Source organism: Streptosporangium sp. NPDC001681, assembly GCF_040298085.1.
In the GTDB taxonomy this organism is placed as follows: domain Bacteria; phylum Actinomycetota; class Actinomycetes; order Streptosporangiales; family Streptosporangiaceae; genus Streptosporangium.
This window is the reverse complement of the sequence record NZ_JBEOZN010000001.1, coordinates 89,346-109,011: the sequence shown is the minus strand read 5'-3', so window position 1 is coordinate 109,011 and position 19,666 is coordinate 89,346. Positions and strand designations below refer to the sequence as shown.

Genomic DNA, 19,666 nt, shown 5'->3' with positions numbered 1-19,666 from the left:
TCTCGCGCAGCTCGCTCATCGCGCCCAGAGAGTAGATCACGAGGGGCGCGCCAGGAGACGTGATGATGCGAACTTGGCCAAGACCGCCCCCTGCCAGCGCCGTGATGATCCGGCGGCCAGCATACTCAAATGCGGACATTTAGTGGAATGTTACTGAAATTAGGTTTACGCACGGCCAGTGCCGCCGCGAGGCAGGCGGCGGGTACGGCCGGCAGGACGTACCGGTAGTCGAACTCCGCCACCGCGGGCGGCATCGCGAGCAGCACCACCGCCACCGACCAGGGCAGCACCCACGCCGTGGTGTCCGGGCGGAACCGCCGGACGCACGCCGCCGCGGGCGGCAGCAGCAGGATCACCAGCACCGCCGCGCCGGGCAGTCCGGCGACTCCCTGGTAGGCACGGATCCAGCCCGCGTACGGTTCGACGATCCGGGTGGTGATCGGACCACGCTGGTAGCGCTCCGCGGCCTGGGCGCCCACGGTCGCCGGGTAGCGTCCGGGCGGCGCGGGCGGCGTCGCGGGGAACAGGTAGTAGTCGTAGATCTCCTGATCCGGGTAGACCGGGCGGTCCACCGTGAACGAGCGGGCCAGCTCCGAGGCGACCGAGCCCAGGTAGTCCAGCGGCTGGCTCCGGATCGCCAGCGACGCGAACCGTCCGGCCAGCGCGTCGTTCCCGCGGCTGAAGGTGATGCCGGGCAGCTTGACCAGCGGTGAGTCCTGCGCCCAGACGTACTCCTGCGCGGGCGGGCGCAGGGCGGGCGGGCGGGGGTCGCAGAGCACCGCCAGGTCCGGTGGCGGGCGCATCACGTCGCAGTCGGCGAAGGTCATCGTCTTGGCGTAGAGGAAGACCCCGTTCGCGCCCACGATGCCGATCCGCTGGTACGTCGCGTAGAACCAGGCCCCGTACCCGAGGATCGGCACCGTGGCGGCGGCGATCATCACCCCCGCCGCGGCCACCCGGCCCCGCTGCTTGAAGATCAGCCAGCCCGCGAAGAGCGCGACCAGCGGCAGCCCGACGGTTCTGGTCAGCGTGGCCGCCGCGAGCAGCAGCCCGATCCCGCACGCGGTACGCCATCCGACGGATCGGCGCACGGCCAGGCAGACCGCGGAGAGGACCAGGACCGTGAACAGGGTGTCGGAGACCAGCAGATGTTCCAGCTCGATCTGGTAGGCGTCCAGCAGGGAGGGGACGGACGCGAGCGTCGCGGCCCAGGTGGGCGCTCCCAGCCGCCGCGCGGTGAGATAGACCAGCACGCCGGCACCCAGCCCCAGCAGGTGCTGGGCCAGCGCGACGAAGGCGAAGTCGTGGAACGGTTCGAGCAGTCGCAGGAACATCGGGTATCCGGCCGGGCGGACCAGGTCGGGCCGGGGCTTCAACGCGGTGACGACGTAGGTGTAGGAGTCGGGGAACCAGAGCGCGGGCCGGTAGCCGAGCATGGCGATCACCCGCAGCGCGACCCCCACGCCCAGCACGAGCAGGAACCAGCGGTGCTCGGAGAACCGGCGGCGGTCTGGGAACCGCCGCCGGCCGGGGAGCCGGCGACGTTTCGGGAACCCGCGAGGGGCGGGGGAGCCGCCGTCGCTCATGCGGTGGTCACGAATCCCGGCCGGGTTCCGGTCGCGGCCCCGCCGGGGCCGCCGCGCGAGATCGCGGGTCGCCGAATCCGGCCGACACGCGTGGTCACCGTCCCCAGGGACCGGTGATGCCGCAGCCCCGCCCACCCGACCACTCTTCCCCCTTCTGACGCGCTGCGCGTACGCTACCGGCTTCCGCGCCAGGTGGGACGCCGGGCGGCACGGCACCGCCGTCCCGCGTGCCCGTGCCCGGCGCGGGTCTCGGTTGCCAGTACGCTCGGGTCGTGTCATGACCACCGGCTGGCTGGATCGTACGCGCAGGCCCTCGGCGGGCCCCTCGGCGGGCAAGGTGCTCGCCGTGGTCTCGGTCGTGCCCGCGCTCGTCCTGGCGGGCTGGCTGCTGGCCGGGCTGCCGCTGCTGCTGCTCGGCTGGTTCCGGCCGCTCGCCGCGGTCCCGCTGGGCCTGCTGGCCGCCGCGCTGCTCTGCCGGTACGGTCTGCGGCGCCTGCCGGAGACCATCCCGGCGACAGCGTGGCAGGTCACCGGGGTGATCGCGGTCGCACTGGCCTCGGGAGTCTTCAACGGCCTGTTCCGCAGCGAGCAGCTGATCGTCCGACGCGACCCCGCCACCTACGCGCAGTACGGCATCTGGCTGGCCAGGCACGGCTCGCTGCCCGTGCCCTTCCAGGAGCAGGCCTTCGGCGGCCTCGACCCGGCGCTCCACTTCGACAGCGTGGGCTTCTACGGCTTCGACGGCGCGGTCGTGCCGCAGTTCATGCCGGGGGCGCCGATGCTCCACGCGGTGGGCGCCTGGCTCGGTGACGTCGCCGGGCTGCTGCTGGTGCCGCCGGTGCTGGGGGCGGCGGCGGTGCTGGTGCTCGCCGGGGTCGTCGCCCGGCTCGTCGGGGCCCGCTGGGCGCCTCTCGCCGCCCTGGTCTTCGCCGTCAGCCTGCCGATCCTCTACACCTCGCGGACCACCTTCAGCGAGATCCCGTCCCTGATCCTGCTCTTCGGCGGCCTCGCCCTGCTGTACGACGCCGAGGCCAGGCTCCGCTCCGGTGTCACCGCCTCCCCGCCACCCGAGCCGCCGGGCGGTTCCGGCGCCTCCGGTGCCGGCCATCGGCTGCCCGATCCCTCAGACACCGGCCCGGCGGTGATCCGCGCCGCGCGGACCGGGGCCGCCCTGGCGGGGCTGGTGTCCGGGCTGGCCGTCATGGTCAGGATCGACGGGCTGCGCGACGTGCTTCCCGTGCTCGCCTACGCCGGGCTGCTCATCGCCGTCCGCCGGGCCGGGAACCGCGACGGAGGACGGCTGGGCGTGCCACTGCTCGGCGGGCTGGCGGTGGGGGCCGGGCTGGGCTTCGCCGCCGCCTATCTGCTCTCCCGCCCCTACCTGAAATACCTGTCGGGCTCGCTCATCCCGCTGCTGGCCATCTGCGGCGTGGTCGTGGTGCTCACCGTCGCGATGGCGGCGCTCGCTCCCCGGCTCGCGGCGCCGCTGCGGCGTGCCGCCCGGATGCCGAGGCTGCCCGAGATCGCCGGCGGCCTGGTCGTGCTGGTCGGGGCGGCCTTCGCGGCCCGGCCCTGGTTGCAGACCGTGATCCGGCCACCCGCCACCACCGAGGACCGGCTGACCGCCGACTTCATCGTCGGGGTCCAGCGGGTCAACGGCCTGCCGATCGACGGCTCCCGGCTCTACTACGAGAACTCGGCGTACTGGGTGATCTGGTACGTCGGGCTTCCCGCGGTGCTCCTGGCCACCCTCGCCGCGGCGCTGCTCGCGCGCAGGCTGGTGCGGGGGACGGCTCCGGAGTGGCTGCTGCCACTGGCCGTCATCGCCTGGACCACGGTCACCACGCTCTACCGCCCCGGGATCACTCCCGACCAGCCGTGGGCCGCCCGGCGGCTGGTCCCCGTCGTCATCCCCGGCCTGATCCTGCTGGCCGTCTGGGGCCTCGGCTGGGTGCGGGACCGGGGGCGCGGGTTCGGGTACCGCCCGCCTGTCCGAAGGGGGCTCGCCACCGCCGGCGCGGTCCTCCTCCTCGTCCCCGTGGCGTTCGTCTCGGCGGGGACCGCCTTCGACCCGATCGAGCGCGGCGAGCGCGCCGCGGTCGAGGCGCTGTGCGCGGCCCTGCCCGCGCGCGCCTCGGTGCTCGTCGTCGAGCGCGTCACCGCCGCCCGCTTCACCCAGCTCGTCCGGAGCAGCTGCGGCCTGCCCGCCGCCCGGGTCACTCTCTACCGCACCAACGTTCCTCGGACGAGCGACGTCAGACGGCTGGTCAGCCGGATCCGCGCGGCCGGTCGCGTCCCGGTCCTGCTGGCCGCCGAGGCCCGCCAGGTCTCCGGGTACGGCACCCCCGTCCACATCATGAACCTCCGCACCCGCCAGGACGAGCGCTCCCTCGTCGACCCCCCTAACGGCACCTGGTCCCTGGCCGCCGACGTCTGGATGACGGTGCCACGCGGGGAGCGGAAAGCCTGAATGACCCTGCCATCCCGGCCACCCCGGTGAGAAGCGTTGTGGGCACTCCCTCTCCGAATCTGGTTGGCCTAGCGGTACTTCCCGATGTGACCCGGCCCGCTCGGATCGCCAGGTGAGTCCGAGGAACCCGCTCTGTTGCCAGTGATCAAAGCTCAGGTGTTTGTGTCGGGATATGTAAATATCGGGTTATTGCGGCGAGCGGTGTGTTGAATGCGAAGGTCTTTGCCGGGGCGGAAGCTCGTATGCCGGAACAATCAACACGGCACGTACCGCCGACGTGGCGGTGGGGAAGGGGCCGTCCGAGGAGTGAGCGAGGACGACGAGGTCTCGGCCTTGTCGTCCTGGTCAACAGGCGGCGAGTAGGTCGATGGCGCGGACGGAGTCCGCCTTGCGGTTGATGGCCGTCGTCGCCGCTTTCACCGGAGCGCGGTCGCGCTGATGCTCTACGATCGCGGCCATCTCAAGCCCGTGGTCGATGGCCACTGCCGCAGTGAAGGATCTTGACCTAAGAATCCCGGTGAACAGTTTCTGCAGCTCGGAGGCTCCTCGTGCCTTCAGTATCTCTCGCCGCTCGCCTCGGGTGATCTCGGCGTAGGCCCAGAGGTTCGAGTTGCTTCCGTGGCCGTCCAGGCACTCGAAGAGGTAGTACTTCCTGTGCTGCTGGATGATCCCGGCAAGCGGAACGTCGTAGTGGTTCAGGACCTTGTCGATCTTCGCCGTGTCTGCTGGCAGCCACGGTTCGGCGCCGATCCGCAGATGGATCTGGTCACTCATCGTCGTCCTCCTTCCACACCGGCTCGCCGAAGCATTCGTTGAAGCGGGCACTGTCATCATCAGTCCATTCCCGCTTCGCGTCTAGATTTTCGACAGAGACGTGTACCTGATTCCACTCGTTTGGAGTGTATTCGACGCGAAATTTTGCCTCACGAAGGCGTCCCGCTGTGGTGTACCGCACTCCCTCGCCTTTGCGGGCGACGGCTCGGCGGTTGGGGAAGTTGGCGACGGCCTGGTCCACGGGAAGTTGACCCCGCATGAGCGAGACCGCGTTCTTGATATGTGGCTTGACGGGACGGTCCTTGAACGGCTTGCCTCTGACCGGCCGCTCCCGGTCCCCGTATTCGGTGAGGACTTCATCGTTGGCGATCTTCTTGCGTCGCCCAAACCATCGCATGGTCGTGGATGGTAGGGCTTGATCACATCAAGTGTGATCAGGACAACACTTTAAGTGATTAACGGCTGGTCTGTAGAGGATTTCCCTGGTGGCTTCGCGTCCGAAACGATGACCTGGAGTCCTCATCGCTCCTTCGGCCAGCTCTCCCTCTCGTCGCCGTGGGTTCCGCATCCCCGAGATGGCGGTCGACACGGCTGGAAAGCCGTTCAGGGAATGTGATGTGCGCTCGGCTCGTGGCTGGGCAGAGTATCCTCGCCCGTCGGAGAGCATGCCCGAGAGCCTGAGAGTGGATCAGCTGTGGACGCAACACCGTACGTGACCATCGTCCTGCCCTGTTACAACGAGCAGGACCACGTCATCGCCGAGGTCGAGCGCATCTGCGAGGCGATGGACCACAGCGGATACACCTACGAGCTCGTGGCGGTCGACGACTTCTCCACGGACGAGACCCTGGCCAGGCTCGAAGAGGCCGCGCCGAGGTTTCCGAACATGCGGATCAGGGCCTTCCACCGCAACGGCGGCTCCGGCACGGTGCGCAGGATCGGCACCCAGGAGGCGCGCGGCGAGATCGTCGTGTGGACCGACGCCGACATGACCTACCCGAACGAGCGCATCCCCGAGCTCGTCCAGATCCTGGAGAAGGACGCGACGATCGACCAGGTCGTGGGGGCGCGGACCAGCGAGGAGGGCTCCCACAAGTTCCTCCGGGTCCCGGCCAAGTGGTTCATCCGCAAGGTGGCCGAGCGGCTGGCCGGGCAGAAGATCCCCGACCTCAACAGCGGGCTGCGGGCGTTCCGCAAGTCGGTCGCCAAGCCCTACCTGCGGCTGCTGCCGCCCGGCTTCTCCTGCGTCACCACGATCACGCTGTCGTTCCTGTCGAACCAGCACGACGTCTACTACCTGCCGATCGGCTACAGCAAGCGGGCCGGCAAGTCGAAGTTCAGCTTCGTCTCCGACGCCTACCGCTACATCCTGCAGGTGCTGCGGATGGTCATGTACTTCAACCCGCTCAAGGTCCTCATGCCGCCCGCGCTCTGGCTGGTCGGCATCGGCCTGGTCAAGGGCGTCGTCGACATCGTCCGCTACGGGTTCTACCTGACCAGCAACACCATTGTGATCTTCATCTCCGGCCTGCTCATCGGCTCGCTGGCGCTGCTGGCCGACCTCATCGTGCGTTCCAGGAGCGAGTAGATGCGGATCGCCGTCGTCGGGCCGACGTACCCCTACAAGGGCGGCGGCGCCGCGCACACCACGGAGCTGGCCCACCGGCTGAGAGCGGCCGGGCACGACGTGGTGATCGAGTCGTGGCGGGCGCAGTACCCCTCCTTCCTGTATCCGGGACAGCAGACCGTCGACGTCCCCGACGGCGAGCCGTTCCCGCACGTCCGGCGCGACCTCGACTGGCGCCGACCGGACGGCTGGGTCCGCGCCGGACGACGGCTGCGGAGCGTCGACCTGGTCGTCCTCGCCGTCCTCAGCCCGGTGCAGGTCCCGCCCTACCTGGGCGTCCTCTCCGGCCTGGGGCGCAGGACCCGGGTCGTGGCGCTCTGCCACAACGTCCTGCCGCACGAGCGCAAGCCGTACGACACACCGCTGATGAAGGCGCTGCTGCGCAGGGTGGACGCGGTGCTCGTGCACTCCGAGCGGCAGGCCGCGCAGGCCCGCGAGCTGACCGCCGCGCCCGTGCGGGTGGCCGAGATGGCCCCGCATCTGCCATCGGGAAACGCGGGGCGCGGCCCGGCGGAGGGCGTGCACGACCGGCTGCTGTTCTTCGGCCTCGTCCGGCCGTACAAGGGGCTTGACCTGCTCGTCCGGGCGCTGCCCGAGGGCGTGTCGCTGCGGGTGGCCGGGGAGTTCTGGGGTGGCCAGGAGGAGGCGACGAGGGCGCTGGTCGCCGAGCTCGGGCTGACCGGACGGGTGGAGCTGCGACCGGGCTACGTGCCGGCGGCGGACGTGCCCGAGCTGTTCGCGGACGTGGACGCGCTGGTGCTGCCCTACCGGAGCGGGACGGCCAGCCAACAGGTGTGGTTCGGCCACGAGCACGGGGTGCCGGTGATCGCCAGCCGGGCGGGCACGCTCGGCGACCACGTCACCGACGGGGTGGACGGGCTGCTGGTCGAGCCGGGTTCGGTGGAGGAGTTGCGCGCCGCGCTGGCCGCGTTCTACCGCCCGGGCGAGCCCGAGCGGCTCCGCGCCGGGGTCAAGGCGGTCGACCCCGAGCCGTACTGGACCGCCTACCTCGAGGCACTGGTCTCGCGCTGAGCCGGACCGGGTCTCAGGCGGTACCCTCCCGTGTCGCCACGGGCTCGGGGCCTGCCTGCCGGCCGGGCTCCCCGGCGGGGCCAAGGGCCCTGCCCCACAGGAAGCCGATCCCAGCCCAGCTCACGTCGGCGAGGGTGAACATCACCCTGGACACCACCGCGGCCACCAGCGCCCTGGGGGAGTCGAGCACCGGAGCCAGGGCGAGCACCATCGCCCCCTCGCGGACGCCGATCCCGGCGGGGACGACCACGGTGAGGATGCCCGTCGCCCAGGCCAGCGCGTACGCGCCGGTCGCCACCAGGTACAGGGAATCGCCGGAGGCGCCCAGGTCCGCCATGGGGAGCAGCAGGTGGGGGCCGTAGGTCAGCCAGCCGGCCACGGTGAGGGCCACCGCGGTGAGCACGGCACGGCCGCTGAGCAGCCGGCCCTGTCCGATCGGTTCCTGGCGGGCGATCCGCATGGCCAGGTTGAGGCCGAAGGTGAGCACTCCGGGGTGCAGGCAGACGGCGATGACGGGGATCAGTGCCAGCAGGTACCACGCCTGGGTCATGGTCTCGCGCAGGGTCACCGCCGCCACGACGAGGGCGCAGCCGAGGGAGACCAGCACCGACAGGGTGATGGAGCCGAACATGCGCCGGGGCGGGACGCGGTGGTCGCGGCCGAGCTCGATCATCGCGGCGTACGCCCAGACGCTGCCCGGCACGTACTTGCCGAGCTGGCCGATGAAGAAGATCCTCGCGGTGATCCCGAGGGGCAGCGGGGAGCCCATTCCGGCCAGCAGCGCCCGCCAGGCCAGCACCATGAGCCCGATCCCGGCCATCACCGACAGGTAGGACCCGGCGAGCGACCACCAGGAGAGCTGCGAGATCGCGGCCACGGTCTCGTCGCGGTTCCTGGCCAGGCCGTAGCCGAGGAAGCCCACCGCGACCAGCGCGAGCAGCACCCGGAGCAGGCGGCTTGACCGCAGTCGGCTGAGCATCCGCCAAGGGTACGACGCTCTCCTTACTCGGCGGTAGGGTCACCGGTCACCGGTACTCTTGGGCGGCGTGGTGGAGCGCCCGCGGGCGTCGTGCGCGGTCCGGTGCCATCCGGAGGGGAAGTCCCGGCATCACACGAACCGGCATCACGCGAAGGGGAGAAGAGGAGCGGTGAGCGAGTGATGAGCGCCGAGCGGGTCGCGCAGCTTGAGTACTCCGAGTTCCAGGCGGCGATGCTGGACGAGGAGAAGCGCCGCAGGAAGGCCGCGAAGATCGTCGCGGTGCTCGGGCACTTTCTCGGCAGGGAAGAGGACGTTCTCGCCGGTCTGACCGTCGCCGACATCGGCTGCTCGGCGGGGTTCATCGCCGACGAGCTGGCCGCGGCGGGCGCGAGCCGGACGTTCGGCGTCGACATCGACGTGCCGGGCCTGCGCAAGGCGGCCCAGCGGTTCGGCGAGCGGGTCGAGTTCGTCTGCGCCGACGGCACCGCGCTGCCCTTCCCCGACGGTTCGATCGACGTACTGGTCTTCAACCACATCTACGAGCACGTGGTCGACCCGGACGCGATCATGGCCGAGATGCGCCGGGTGCTCTCCGCGGACGGTGTCCTCTATCTCGGGCTGGGCAACCGGCTCGGCGTGATGGAGCCGCACTACAAGCTGCCGTTCCTGTCGTACCTGCCGCCCGCGCCGGCCGACCGCTACGTGCGGCTCTTCGGCCGGGCCGACAGCTACTACGAGCGCTATCGCACCCGGCGCGGCCTGCGCAAGATGGTGCGCGGCCTGCGGGTGTGGGACTACACCTTCCCCGTGCTCGCCACCCCGGCGGCGTTCGCGGGCGACGAGCTCTTCGGCGGTGTGGCGGGGCGGGTGGCCGGTGGCGTGCTGTCGCGGCTGCCCCGCCCGGTGCTGCGTGCCCTGCTGCCCGTGGTGCCCACCTACCTGTGGGTGGCGACCAGGGGTGAGCGCCGCCCGGCCGGGCGGACGCTGCCGCAGCCGCCCGAGCCGGTACGGCCCCTGTGAGCCTGCGGTGAGCGAGGACGAAGGAGCCGTCCGGTCCGGCGCGTCCACCCTGAGACGGCTGGCCCGCGTCGCCTTCCTGCTCCTCGCGCTCGGGTTCGGCACCTGGGTGGTGCTGGGCCAGTGGGACGACATCCGCGCGGGGTTCGCCCGGCTGTCCGTGCTGTCGCTCGTGTCGTCGCTGGTGGCGGTGCTCGCCGCGCTGTGCGGCGGGATGATGACATGGCGGGCGCTGCTGGCCGACCTGGGCTCGCCGCTGCCGCTGCGCGCGGGGGCGAGGGTCTTCTTCGTGGGCCAGCTCGGCAAGTACATCCCCGGCTCGCTCTGGCCGGTGATCGCTCAGATGGAGATGGGGCGGGAGCTGGGCGTTCCCCGATCGCGCAGTGCGGCGGCGTTCTTCCTGACGCTGCCGGTGCAGCTCGGCAGCGGCCTGGTGGTCTCGGGGGTGACGCTGCTGGCGGCCCAGCCGGGGGCGGCCGCGCCGTACGCCTGGGCGTTCCTGCTGATCCCCGTGCTCGCGGTGGCCTTCGAACCGAGGGTGGTCAACGCGGTCCTCGGGTTCGGGCTGCGCAAGCTGAGGCGCGAGCCGCTGGAGCGTCCCCTCACCCGCAGGGGCATGCTCACCGCGCTGGGCTGGGCACTGGGCGGCTGGATCGCGTACGGGCTGCACCTGGCGGCGATCGTGCACGACCTCGGACCCTCCGGGTTCTCCGCGGTCCTGTTCTCCATCGGCGCGTTCGCCCTGTCGTGGTGCCTGGGGATCATGACGTTCGTCGTCCCAGCGGGGGCGGGCGTGCGGGAGGTGGCCATGGTGGCCGTCCTGGCGCCTGTCCTGGACGGGGGGTCGGCCATAGCGGCGGCGCTCTGCTCCCGGATCGTGATCATTCTTGGCGATCTCGTCTGCGCGGGTTTCGCGGGTCTGGCCGCGCGCCGCGCCACGGTTTCCAATAAGGACCACGCTTCGGGAAAAGCCGTGTGATTTCCCCCATGATTTCGGAGACTCTGGCAATAGAGTGAACGGAGGAAGGGGACGGCCGTCCCACGTGAATCATGAGGGGAGCGATCCTTCTTGACGCCTAGAGTGCTCGTCGACGCGGCCGCGGTTCCGGCCGATCGCGGTGCGCTGATCAGGTACGTCGATGGACTCGTCGCCGCGCTGGACAGGGCGGGCGCTGATCTCGTGGTCGTCTGCCAGCGCGCCGACGCCGCCCGATATGCCGGGCTGGCGCCCTCCGCGCGGATCGTGCCGGGGCCTCACGGGATCACCAACAGGGCCGCCCGCCTGACCTGGGAGCAGACGGGGCTGCCCTTCCTCGCCCGGCAGGTCGCCGCCCAGGTCATCCACGCCCCCTACTACTCGATTCCGCTGAGCTCGGGCCTGCCGACCGTGGCGACGGTGCACGATCTCACCTGCTTCACCGAGCCCCTGCAGCACGACGCGGTCAAGGCGGCGTTCTTCCGCGCGGCGACCCGCACGGCGGTCCGGCACGCCACCCGGGTGATCGTGCCCTCCAAGGCGACCAGGGACGAGCTGATCAGGTTGCTCTCGGCCGACCCGACCCGCATCGACGTCGCCTACCACGGTGTCGATCCGGCGCTGTTCCATCCGCCGTCCGAGCGCGAGGTCAAGCACGCCTCCGACCGGCTCGGCCTGCACGGCACCCCCTACGTGGCCTTCCTCGGCCCGCTGGAGCCCCGCAAGAACGTGCCGAACCTGATCCGCGGCTTCGTGCGCGCCGTCGAGGACGTCTCCCACCCGCCCGCCCTGGTGCTCGCCGGGGGCGTCCGCGACGTCGAGGTGGACGCCGCGGTGGAGCAGGTCCCCTCGACGGTGCGGGTGCTCCGTCCCGGCTTCCTGTCCTTCGCCGACCTGTGCGGTTTCCTCGGCGGGGCGGTGATCGCGGCCTTTCCCTCGCGGGGTGAGGGCTTCGGGCTGCCGGTGCTGGAGGCCATGGCCTGCGGCGCACCGGTGCTCACCACGCACCGCACCTCGCTGCCGGAGGTGGGGGGCGACGCGGTCGCCTACACCGAGCCGGACGCCGAGAGCATCGCCGCGGCGCTGCGCACGCTGCTCTCCTCACCCGAGCGCAGGGACGTGCTGTCCGCGGCGGGTATCGCCCGTGCCAAGGAGTTCACCTGGGACGCCTCGGCCGAGGCACACCTGCTCTCTTACCAGCGCGCGGCCGAGTAGTGAGTTAACCTCGCGGAATGATGGAGACCCCTTTGCCGGACCTAGAGGCGATTCTCCTTGTCGGTGGACGAGGGACGCGCCTGCGTCCGTTGACGCTGGACACCCCGAAACCCCTTCTGCCCACGGCGGGAGTTCCCTTCCTGTCCCACCAGCTCGCCCGCGCCAGGGCCTTCGGCGTGCGACGCATCGTGTTCGCCACCTCCTACCGGGCGGAGATGTTCTCCGAGGCGTTCGGGAACGGCGAGGCGTTCGGCCTCGAACTCGAGTACATGACGGAGGAGGAGCCGCTCGGCACCGGCGGGGCCATCCGCAATGCCGCCAAGGCGCTGACCTGCGGCCCCGACGATCCGGTGCTGGTGCTGAACGGCGACATCCTGTCCGGGCACGACATCGGCGACCAGGTCGCGACGCATGTCGCGCGGGGGGCCGCCCTCACCCTGCACCTGACCGAGGTGGACGACCCCTCGCGCTTCGGCTGCGTGCCGACCGACGACGACGGGAGGGTGACCGCCTTCCTGGAGAAGACCCCGAACCCGGTCACCAACCGGATCAACGCCGGATGTTACGTCTTCACCCGCTCGGTGATCGACACGATCCCGGAGGGGCAGGTCGTCTCGGTCGAGCGCGAGACCTTCCCCGGCCTGATCGAGGACGGCGCCCTGGTGCTCGGCTACGCCGACGCGTCCTACTGGCTCGACGTGGGCACGCCCGCCGCCTTCGTGCAGGGCTCCCGCGACCTGGTCCTCGGCCGGCTCGTCTCGCCCGCGCTGCCAGGTCCCACCGGTGACTTCCTCGCCCTGCCCGGCGCCATGATCTCGCCCGAGGCCAAGGTCTCCGGCGGTTCCGTGATCGGCGCCCGCGCGATCGTGGAGTCGGGGGCGCAGGTCGGTGGCAGCGTGCTCGGAGACGACTGCATCGTGCACTCGGGCGCGGTCGTGGTCGACTCGGTGATCGGCATCGGCGCGCGTGTCGACTGTGGAGCGGTCCTGAGGGATGTGGTCGTCGGCGACGGCGCCGTGGTCGGTCCCGGGAACGAACTGCTCGCGGGCAGCCGGGTCTGGCCCGGTGTGGTGCTCCCCGAGTCCGCGATCCGCTTCTCCAGCGACATCTGACCGGCCCCGCCGTACGGTGTGCGGGGAGATCGTGGTGGATCGGTCGCGGTCCGGCACGGGCCGCGTCCGGTGGGGCTTTCCAAGCGCAGGGTCAGCCGGCCGCCGGGGTCGGGCGGTGCGCGGCCATCCGCTCGCGGGCCGCGGCCGCCCGCGCGTGACCGGTGGTCGTGCTGAGCGCCCCCTCGTCGGGGGAGGGTTCCCGGTGATGCCAGTCGAGGCTGTCACGGGTGTCGGCGCCCACCAGCGGGGCGAGGACGGCGACGGCGACAAGGGCGAGGAGAAACCAGAACATTTTCGGCTCCTGGGGGTGGGGTCCGAGGTGGGTGCCTCGGAGGAGGGCCGGGGATCTTCGTGGCTGCGAAGGGTCCGGCTGACATGTCTAATTTATGTATATGCAAGCATTTATGTCTATCGAGACCTGCTTGCAGCGAGTCTTTAGCGAATCTGAAGTATCGGATCGAGGTCCGGTACCCGCCGCAGGGCAGGTGAGCGTCGCGCCGTACTGTGACGTCATGAGTCCCAACCCCACCGACAACGCGATGCGCCGGGCTCTGGCCAGGGCACGCGATGGCAAAACTCTTGATATCGCCGAGGCCACAACCCTGTTGCACGCCCGGGACGCACATTTGGAGACCCTCCTTGACCACGCCGGGAGGGTCAGGGACGCGGGTCTGGAGGCGGTCGGACGACAGGGGATCATCACCTACAGCCGCAAGGTCTTCATCCCCCTGACGAGGCTCTGCCGGGACCGCTGCGGATACTGCACGTTCGCCACCGCCCCGCACAAGCTGGAGAGCCTGTTCCTGAGCCCGGACGAGGTGCTGGAGATCGCCGCGCAGGGCGCGGCCATGGGATGCAAGGAAGCGTTGTTCACCCTGGGGGACCGGCCGGAGGACCGCTGGCACCAGGCCCGCGAGTGGCTGGACGCGCACGGCTACGACGACACGCTCTCCTATGTCCGCGCGATGGCCGTGCGGGTGCTTGAGGAGACCGGGCTGCTGCCGCACCTGAACCCGGGCGTCATGACCTGGCGGGACCTGCAGCGCCTCAAGCCGGTCGCGCCCTCCATGGGCATGATGCTGGAGACGACCTCGCGGCGGCTCTTCGAGGAGAAGGGGCAGCCGCACTACGGCTCACCCGACAAGGACCCCGCCGTGCGGCTGCGCGTGCTGGAGGACGCCGGGCGGACGAACGTGCCGTTCACCAGCGGCATCCTCATCGGCATCGGGGAGACGGTCGCCGAGCGCGCCGAGTCGCTGTTCGCGCTGCGCAAGGTGGCGCGCGAGTACGGCGGCATCCAGGAGATCATCGTCCAGAACTTCCGCGCCAAGCCGGACACCGCGATGCGCGGCATGCCCGACGCGGACCTGCAGGAACTGGCCGCCACCATCGCGGTGACCCGGCTGGTGCTGGGACCGAAGATGAGGGTGCAGGCCCCGCCGAACCTGGTCGACTCCGAGTACGAGCTGATGATCAGGGCGGGCATCGACGACTGGGGCGGCGTCTCGCCGTTGACACCCGACCATGTCAACCCCGAGCGCCCCTGGCCGCAGATCGACGACCTCGCCGCCCGCACCGCCGCCGCCGGGTTCACGCTGCGCGAGCGGCTGACCATCTATCCCGAGTTCGTGCTGGCGGGGGAGCCCTGGCTGGACCCGAGGCTCAACGCGCACGTGGCCGCCCTGGCGGACCCCGGCACCGGCCTCGCCCGCGAGGACGCGGTCGTGACCGGCCGCCCCTGGCAGGAGCCCGATGGGGGCTTCGTCTCCCTGGGCCGCGTCGACCTGCACACGGCGGTCGACACCGAGGGCCGTACCGCCGACCGTCGTGACGACTTCGACCACGTCTACGGAGACTGGGAGGCTCTGCGGGAGCGTCTGCCCGTCGCGGAGGGCGCCGCCGGGAGCGGCGCCGTCAGGGGCGATGTGCGGGAGGCGCTGCGGCAGGCCGAACGCGACCCGGCGGGGCTGAGCGACGCCCAGGCGCTCGTCCTCCTCGACCTCGCCGGAGACCCGTCGGGCGCCGGCGCCGACGACGCCGCGCTGGACGAGCTCTGCCGGATCGCCGACGGCCTGCGCAGGGAGGCGGTCGGTGACGACGTCACCTACGTGGTGAACAGGAACATCAACTTCACGAACGTCTGCTACACGGGCTGCCGCTTCTGCGCCTTCGCGCAGCGCCGCACCGATGCCGACGCCTACACCCTCTCGCTGGAGCAGGTCGCCGACCGCGCCTGGGAAGGATGGCAGGCAGGGGCGACCGAGGTGTGCATGCAGGGGGGCATCCACCCCGACCTGCCCGGCACCGCGTACTTCGACATCGCCAAGGCGGTCAAGGCCAGGGTGCCCCAGATGCACGTCCACGCGTTCTCGCCGATGGAGGTCATCAACGGGGCCAGCCGCACCAACCTGTCCATCGAGGACTGGCTGGTCGCCGCCAGGGAGGCGGGCGTCGACTCGCTGCCGGGTACCGCGGCGGAGATCCTCGACGACGACGTCCGCTGGGTGCTGACCAAGGGCAAGCTGCCCACCGCCGAGTGGGTCGAGGTCATCTCCACCGCGCACCGGGTCGGCATTCCGACGACCTCCACGATGATGTACGGCCACGTCGACAACCACGCGCACTGGGTGCAGCACATCCGGCTGATCCGCCGCATGCAGGAGGAGACCGGTGGGTTCTCCGAGTTCGTGCTGCTGCCGTTCGTCCACCACAGCGCGCCCATCTACCTGGCGGGGATCGCCCGCCCGGGGCCGACGGCGCGGGAGAACCGGGCGGTGCACGCGCTGGCCCGCGTCCTGCTGCACGGCGCGATCGCCAACATCCAGTGCTCCTGGGTGAAGCTCCAGGACGGGCTCTGCCGCGAGGTGCTCATGGGCGGGGTCAACGACCTCGGCGGCACGCTGATGGAGGAGACGATCAGCAGGATGGCCGGGTCGGAGAACGGCTCCTTCAAGACGATCAGCGAGATCGAGGCCATGGTCGCCCCGACCGGGCGGCCGATCCGGCAGCGGACCACCTCCTACGGCGTGCCCGACGCCGAGCGGCTGGCCGCGGCCAGGGCGAGCGACGGGGTCTGCCGGAGCGTCCGCCCCAACGCCCTTCCACTGCTCCCGCTGGAGGCGTCGACAAAGTTATAACAAGTTCTATATTTGCTTGCCCTCCGTGAGGGGTTCATTGACACAATCGTCTTTCTCCTCTAGCGAGAGGTCTCCGTGTGCCCTCCTCCGGTCGACACCGTGTGGCCGTCGGCGCTGAGCGGCGTCGGCGTCAGGTCCTGCTGCGCCTGTCGCTGGCGGCGGTCGCGATAGCGGTCGCCCTGGCGGGGAGCGCCGTCCTGGTGCTCGACCAGGCGGGGGGTTCGTGCTCGGCCCGCGACCCGGTGCTGGTCGGGGTCGCCGCCGCCGTCGACATCGCCCCGACCATCATGGAGGCGGCGGGGCGGTTCAACCGGAGCGGGGCGGGCGTCGACGGCCGGTGCGTGCTGGTGCAGGTGACCGAGCAGCCGCCCGCCACGGTGCTGCGCACCCTGCTCGGCGGCACCGCGGGGGTGCTCAGCGAGCGCCCGGACGGCTGGATCTCCGACTCCTCGGCCTGGATCCGGCTCGCCCGCAAGCAGGGGGCCGCGAACCTGGCCGGCACCGAGACCGTCATGGCGACCTCGCCCCTGGTCTTCGCCACCCGTAAGTCCCTGGCCCGGCGTTTCGCGGTCGGTAAGACCGACATGAACTGGCGGATGGTCTTCCCCGCGACCACCCGTGGCCGGATCCAGCCGACCGAGAACGAGCCCGACGTGGTCCGCGTCCCCGACCCGTCGCTCGCGGGTGCCGGAATCGCCACCGTGGCCGCGGCCAGGGACGTGGTCGGCAGCGGCGCCGAGGCCGACCGCGCGCTCACCGCGTTCGTCCGCTGGGCGCAGGCGGGGGCGGCGCCCGACTACCGGACCATGCTCGCCGCCGTCGACGACCGCTCCTTCTGGCAGCGCCCCGTGGTGATCGTTCCCGAGCAGTCGGTCTGGGAGCACAACCGCCGGCCGTCGGACGACCCGGTGACCGCCCTGCACCCCCGTGAGGGGACCATCAACCTCGACTACCCGTACGTGGTCACCTCCTCCGACGAGGCGAAGGCGAGCGGGTCGAGGGCCTTCGCCGCCTGGCTGCGCTCCCCCGAGACCCAGGAGGCGGCCCGCAGGGCGGGCTTCCGCTCGCCCGACGGCTCCCTGGGGCCGTACTCACCCGGTCCCGAGATTCCCACCGAGGCGCCCCGCACCCGCCCGACCATCCTGCCCGGCATGATCGACGAGGCGCTGGCGGCGTGGAGCAGGCTCGCCCCGCCGACCAACATCCTGGTCCTGGCGGACAGCGGCAAGCACATGGCCGGGCCGATCAACGGGCAGCAGGGGAAGACCCGGCTGACCGTCGCCCTTGACGCCGCCAGGCTCGGCCTGCAGCTCTTTCCCGGCTCCACGCACATGGGCATGTGGGAGTTCTCCTCGGCCAAGGGCGAGGACCAGCGCGAGCGGGTGCGCCTCGGCCCGATCACCGAGCCCGACGACGGCCAGGTCATCCGGCGCAGCCGCCTGGAGGAGCTGACCCGGACCCTGCGCGCCGACCCGAAGGAGCCCAGCGCCCTGTACGACTCGATCATCGCCGGGTTCCGCGCGCTGACCGAGTCCTACGACGAGACCATGAACAACACCCTGCTCGTCATCACGGCGGGCAAGGACGACGGCAAGGGCATCTCCGGCGCCAAGCTGGTGGAGAGGCTCCGCGGTGAGTGGAACCCCGCGCGACCCGTCCAGATCGTCGTCCTCGCCTTCGGCACCGACCTCGACCGTGCCGCCCTCACCCAGATCACCTCGGTCACCAACGGCTCCCTGCACGTCGCCCAGCGCCCAGAAGAGATCATCGACGTCTTCCTGTCCGCCCTGGCCCGCCGTCTCTGTCACCCCACCTGCGCCAAGGCCCCGTGACCACCTGCCGCCGGGGCGGGCGGCCGCTCCGGCCGGAGCCCTGGATCGTTCCAGCGAGGAGATCGGGGAAGGCGTCTGGAATTTCAGTAGTCATTGGCCTACTCTTAGTGACGAAATCCTGCTTCTCTCCAGGTAGGGGTACATCGATGGAAAGTGCCGACAGCCGGATCATGGCGCTCATCGTGATCGCCACGATCGTGTTCGCCATCTCGCAACTCTGACAGCCCCCGCATGCCGGCAGCGACGAGGATCCTGCTTCCCCCCGGTAGGAGTGCGACGTGGACAGCTCGAACGGCCGGATCCTGGCCCTTGTCGTAGTGGCCACGATCGTGTTCGCCGTCGGACGGCGTTTCCAGCGGACGATGGACACCTGGGCGGGATGGGGCAAGGCGGTCGAAGCGGCCGCCGAGGCCGCATCGAAGATCCCTGACGCCAAGTCGGCGGCCTGGAAGGCGGTCCGCCGCATGATCGTGGTCGGCCTGGGCGCGCTCATCCTGTTCGCGGTGGTCGTGAACGTGATCCGCTACGGCTGAGCCTCCGAATCCCAGGTTGGGCCCCGGATCCTCGCGGTGACCGGAAACGATGCCGGCTCCTGTGATGGCCGGGCGCCCGGCCGCTCCCCGTTGTCGGCCCGATCTCCGGGGTGTGGGGTGACGTAGGCGAGTCGTGGAGTGGTGAACGGCCTGCGTACGAACAGCAGGGGGTGCGGCAGCGCCTCGCCGGCATGCGCGATGACGTACGGGACGCGAAGCCGCGTCGCCACCTCGCTCTTTCCGCCGGGCGAACCGTCAGGGGCCGCCTCGCCCGGCCCGCTCTTTCCCCGGACCTGCTCGTGAGGGCCGGTCGCGCTGGTCATGGCCTTCCCTCGGGATGGGCCGACAGGATCAGCGTCCGCCGGGAGGCGCGTCCCGAGGGGAGAAAGACCACGATGCCCACGATCATTAATTCATGATGGGAAATGTGGTGCCATTTCGAGATGGCCATACCTAAGATCGTTCAGATGGCTGAAGAAGAGGTGGGCGTGGCAGGCGAGGAAAGTTTGGAAGCCGGTGCGCGGGAGGGCGGCCCGCAGCGGTGTGGACTGCTCATCGAACGTGCCAAGACGTATTCGATGATGAAGCGCTTCGATGAGGCGATCGCAGATCTGACCGAGGTGCTCCGGCTTGATCCCGGCAACGACATCGTGTGGGGCAGGCGGGGTGAGTTGTACCGCAGGACGGGCCGGTTCCAGGAGGCCGTCGCCGACTTCGACCGCGCGATCGAGATCGACCCGGAGTACACGTACGCGATCGGCAGCCGGGGGCAGGCGTATGAGGCGCTCGGCCGGTTCGGGGAGGCGCTGGCCGACTACAACCGTGCGATTGAGCTGACTCCGGACGAGGTCTGGCTCCTCAGCGAGCGGGCGGGCCTGCTGCGCAAGGTCGAGCGGTACGACGACGCGGAGACCGATCTGATCCGGGCCATGATGCTCGCCCCGGAGGACACCGACCTGTACAACGCTCGCGGCGACCTCTATTACGAGGTGAACCGCTATGACGACGCGATCACGGATTTCTCCCACGCGCTGAGCATGGAGCCGAACAACGTCTGGGCACTCGTCTCACGCGGTGAGACGTATCGCATGATGGACAAGATAAATGAAGGGCTCGGCGACCTGAATCACGCCCTTCAGCTGGAGCCCGACAACGAGCGTGCTCTGGGGAGCCGCGGGGCGATTCTGCACAAGCTGCACCGGGACGAGGAGGCGATGGCCGATCTCACCAGGGCGATCGAGATCGACCCCGAATACACCTGGGCCTACGTCCGCAGGGGCGAGGTGCTGCGGTCCCTGGGCCGTTACGAGGAATCGCTCGTCGATATAAATCGGGCGATGGAGCTCGACGGAGGCGCGGACGGCTGAGCGGATCGG

Annotated in this window: 17 protein-coding genes; 11 read left to right on the top strand and 6 right to left on the bottom strand. The window is 70.6% G+C overall.

The genetic code is table 11. The features are described 5' to 3' along the window. Nucleotides 1–125: 125 nt before the first annotated feature. Complete coding sequence (locus ABT130_RS00445) at nucleotides 126–1,586, bottom strand: glycosyltransferase family protein (protein ID WP_350951636.1); 1,461 nt, start codon at nucleotides 1,584–1,586, stop codon at nucleotides 126–128. A 277-nt stretch (nucleotides 1,587–1,863) separates the two neighbouring features. Between ABT130_RS00445 and ABT130_RS00440 the strand changes: the two genes are divergently transcribed. Continuing rightward, nucleotides 1,864–4,056: a hypothetical protein gene (locus ABT130_RS00440; protein WP_350951634.1), complete on the top strand. Its 2,193-nt coding sequence runs from the start codon at nucleotides 1,864–1,866 to the stop codon at nucleotides 4,054–4,056. 345 nt (nucleotides 4,057–4,401) lie between these two features. Here the strand turns inward: ABT130_RS00440 and ABT130_RS00435 are convergent, their stop codons facing one another. Next, nucleotides 4,402–4,830, bottom strand: a complete 429-nt coding sequence (locus ABT130_RS00435) for a hypothetical protein (protein WP_350951632.1) — start codon at nucleotides 4,828–4,830, stop codon at nucleotides 4,402–4,404. After that, nucleotides 4,823–5,227: a hypothetical protein gene (locus ABT130_RS00430; protein WP_350951630.1), complete on the bottom strand. Its 405-nt coding sequence runs from the start codon at nucleotides 5,225–5,227 to the stop codon at nucleotides 4,823–4,825. The genes ABT130_RS00435 and ABT130_RS00430 overlap by 8 nt, the downstream gene beginning before the upstream one ends. Before the next feature lie 297 nt (nucleotides 5,228–5,524). Between ABT130_RS00430 and ABT130_RS00425 the strand changes: the two genes are divergently transcribed. Continuing rightward, complete coding sequence (locus ABT130_RS00425) at nucleotides 5,525–6,418, top strand: glycosyltransferase family 2 protein (RefSeq protein ID WP_350920740.1); 894 nt, start codon at nucleotides 5,525–5,527, stop codon at nucleotides 6,416–6,418. After that, a complete protein-coding gene (locus ABT130_RS00420; RefSeq protein WP_350920743.1) occupies nucleotides 6,419–7,489 on the top strand; it encodes a glycosyltransferase family 4 protein in 1,071 nt (356 codons plus the stop codon). It abuts the gene before it with no gap. Nucleotides 7,490–7,502: 13 nt separating this feature from the next. Here ABT130_RS00420 and ABT130_RS00415 read toward each other — a convergent pair whose 3' ends face one another. Then, nucleotides 7,503–8,468, bottom strand: a complete 966-nt coding sequence (locus ABT130_RS00415) for a lysylphosphatidylglycerol synthase domain-containing protein (RefSeq protein WP_350951628.1) — start codon at nucleotides 8,466–8,468, stop codon at nucleotides 7,503–7,505. A gap of 180 nt (nucleotides 8,469–8,648) precedes the next feature. Here ABT130_RS00415 and ABT130_RS00410 point away from each other — a divergent pair, with 180 nt between their 5' ends. The 4 genes from ABT130_RS00410 (at nucleotide 8,649) to manB (ending at nucleotide 12,788) form a co-directional block, all read left to right on the top strand. Then, a complete protein-coding gene (locus ABT130_RS00410; protein WP_350951627.1) occupies nucleotides 8,649–9,488 on the top strand; it encodes a class I SAM-dependent methyltransferase in 840 nt (279 codons plus the stop codon). 7 nt (nucleotides 9,489–9,495) lie between these two features. Further along, nucleotides 9,496–10,464, top strand: coding sequence for a lysylphosphatidylglycerol synthase domain-containing protein (locus ABT130_RS00405; protein WP_350951625.1), 969 nt, complete (start codon nucleotides 9,496–9,498; stop codon nucleotides 10,462–10,464). A 90-nt stretch (nucleotides 10,465–10,554) separates the two neighbouring features. Beyond that, nucleotides 10,555–11,676, top strand: a complete 1,122-nt coding sequence (locus ABT130_RS00400; RefSeq protein ID WP_350951624.1) for a glycosyltransferase family 4 protein — start codon at nucleotides 10,555–10,557, stop codon at nucleotides 11,674–11,676. Between the two features lie 32 nt (nucleotides 11,677–11,708). Further along, nucleotides 11,709–12,788: a mannose-1-phosphate guanylyltransferase gene (manB, locus tag ABT130_RS00395; protein ID WP_451935140.1), complete on the top strand. Its 1,080-nt coding sequence runs from the start codon at nucleotides 11,709–11,711 to the stop codon at nucleotides 12,786–12,788. Nucleotides 12,789–12,879: 91 nt separating this feature from the next. Here manB and ABT130_RS00390 read toward each other — a convergent pair whose 3' ends face one another. Further along, complete coding sequence (locus ABT130_RS00390; RefSeq protein WP_350920761.1) at nucleotides 12,880–13,080, bottom strand: hypothetical protein; 201 nt, start codon at nucleotides 13,078–13,080, stop codon at nucleotides 12,880–12,882. 220 nt (nucleotides 13,081–13,300) lie between these two features. On the opposite strand from ABT130_RS00390, the gene ABT130_RS00385 reads away from it, so the two are divergent. The 3 genes from ABT130_RS00385 to ABT130_RS00375 all read left to right on the top strand — a co-directional run bounded on the left by ABT130_RS00385 (nucleotide 13,301) and on the right by ABT130_RS00375 (nucleotide 18,290). After that, nucleotides 13,301–15,925, top strand: coding sequence for a bifunctional FO biosynthesis protein CofGH (locus ABT130_RS00385; RefSeq protein WP_350951622.1), 2,625 nt, complete (start codon nucleotides 13,301–13,303; stop codon nucleotides 15,923–15,925). 101 nt (nucleotides 15,926–16,026) lie between these two features. Next, complete coding sequence (locus ABT130_RS00380) at nucleotides 16,027–17,757, top strand: substrate-binding and VWA domain-containing protein (protein ID WP_350951620.1); 1,731 nt, start codon at nucleotides 16,027–16,029, stop codon at nucleotides 17,755–17,757. 278 nt (nucleotides 17,758–18,035) lie between these two features. Continuing rightward, the gene (locus tag ABT130_RS00375) at nucleotides 18,036–18,290 is read left to right on the top strand and encodes a hypothetical protein (RefSeq protein ID WP_350920770.1); all 255 of its coding nucleotides are present in this window, start codon (nucleotides 18,036–18,038) and stop codon (nucleotides 18,288–18,290) included. Here ABT130_RS00375 and ABT130_RS00370 read toward each other — a convergent pair. Continuing rightward, the gene (locus ABT130_RS00370) at nucleotides 18,281–18,613 is read right to left on the bottom strand and encodes a hypothetical protein (RefSeq protein ID WP_350951617.1); all 333 of its coding nucleotides are present in this window, start codon (nucleotides 18,611–18,613) and stop codon (nucleotides 18,281–18,283) included. The two genes, ABT130_RS00375 and ABT130_RS00370, sit on opposite strands and share 10 nt — an antisense overlap. 144 nt (nucleotides 18,614–18,757) lie before the next feature. On the opposite strand from ABT130_RS00370, the gene ABT130_RS00365 reads away from it, so the two are divergent. Next, the gene (locus ABT130_RS00365) at nucleotides 18,758–19,657 is read left to right on the top strand and encodes a tetratricopeptide repeat protein (RefSeq protein WP_350951615.1); all 900 of its coding nucleotides are present in this window, start codon (nucleotides 18,758–18,760) and stop codon (nucleotides 19,655–19,657) included. Nucleotides 19,658–19,666: the final 9 nt, after the last annotated feature.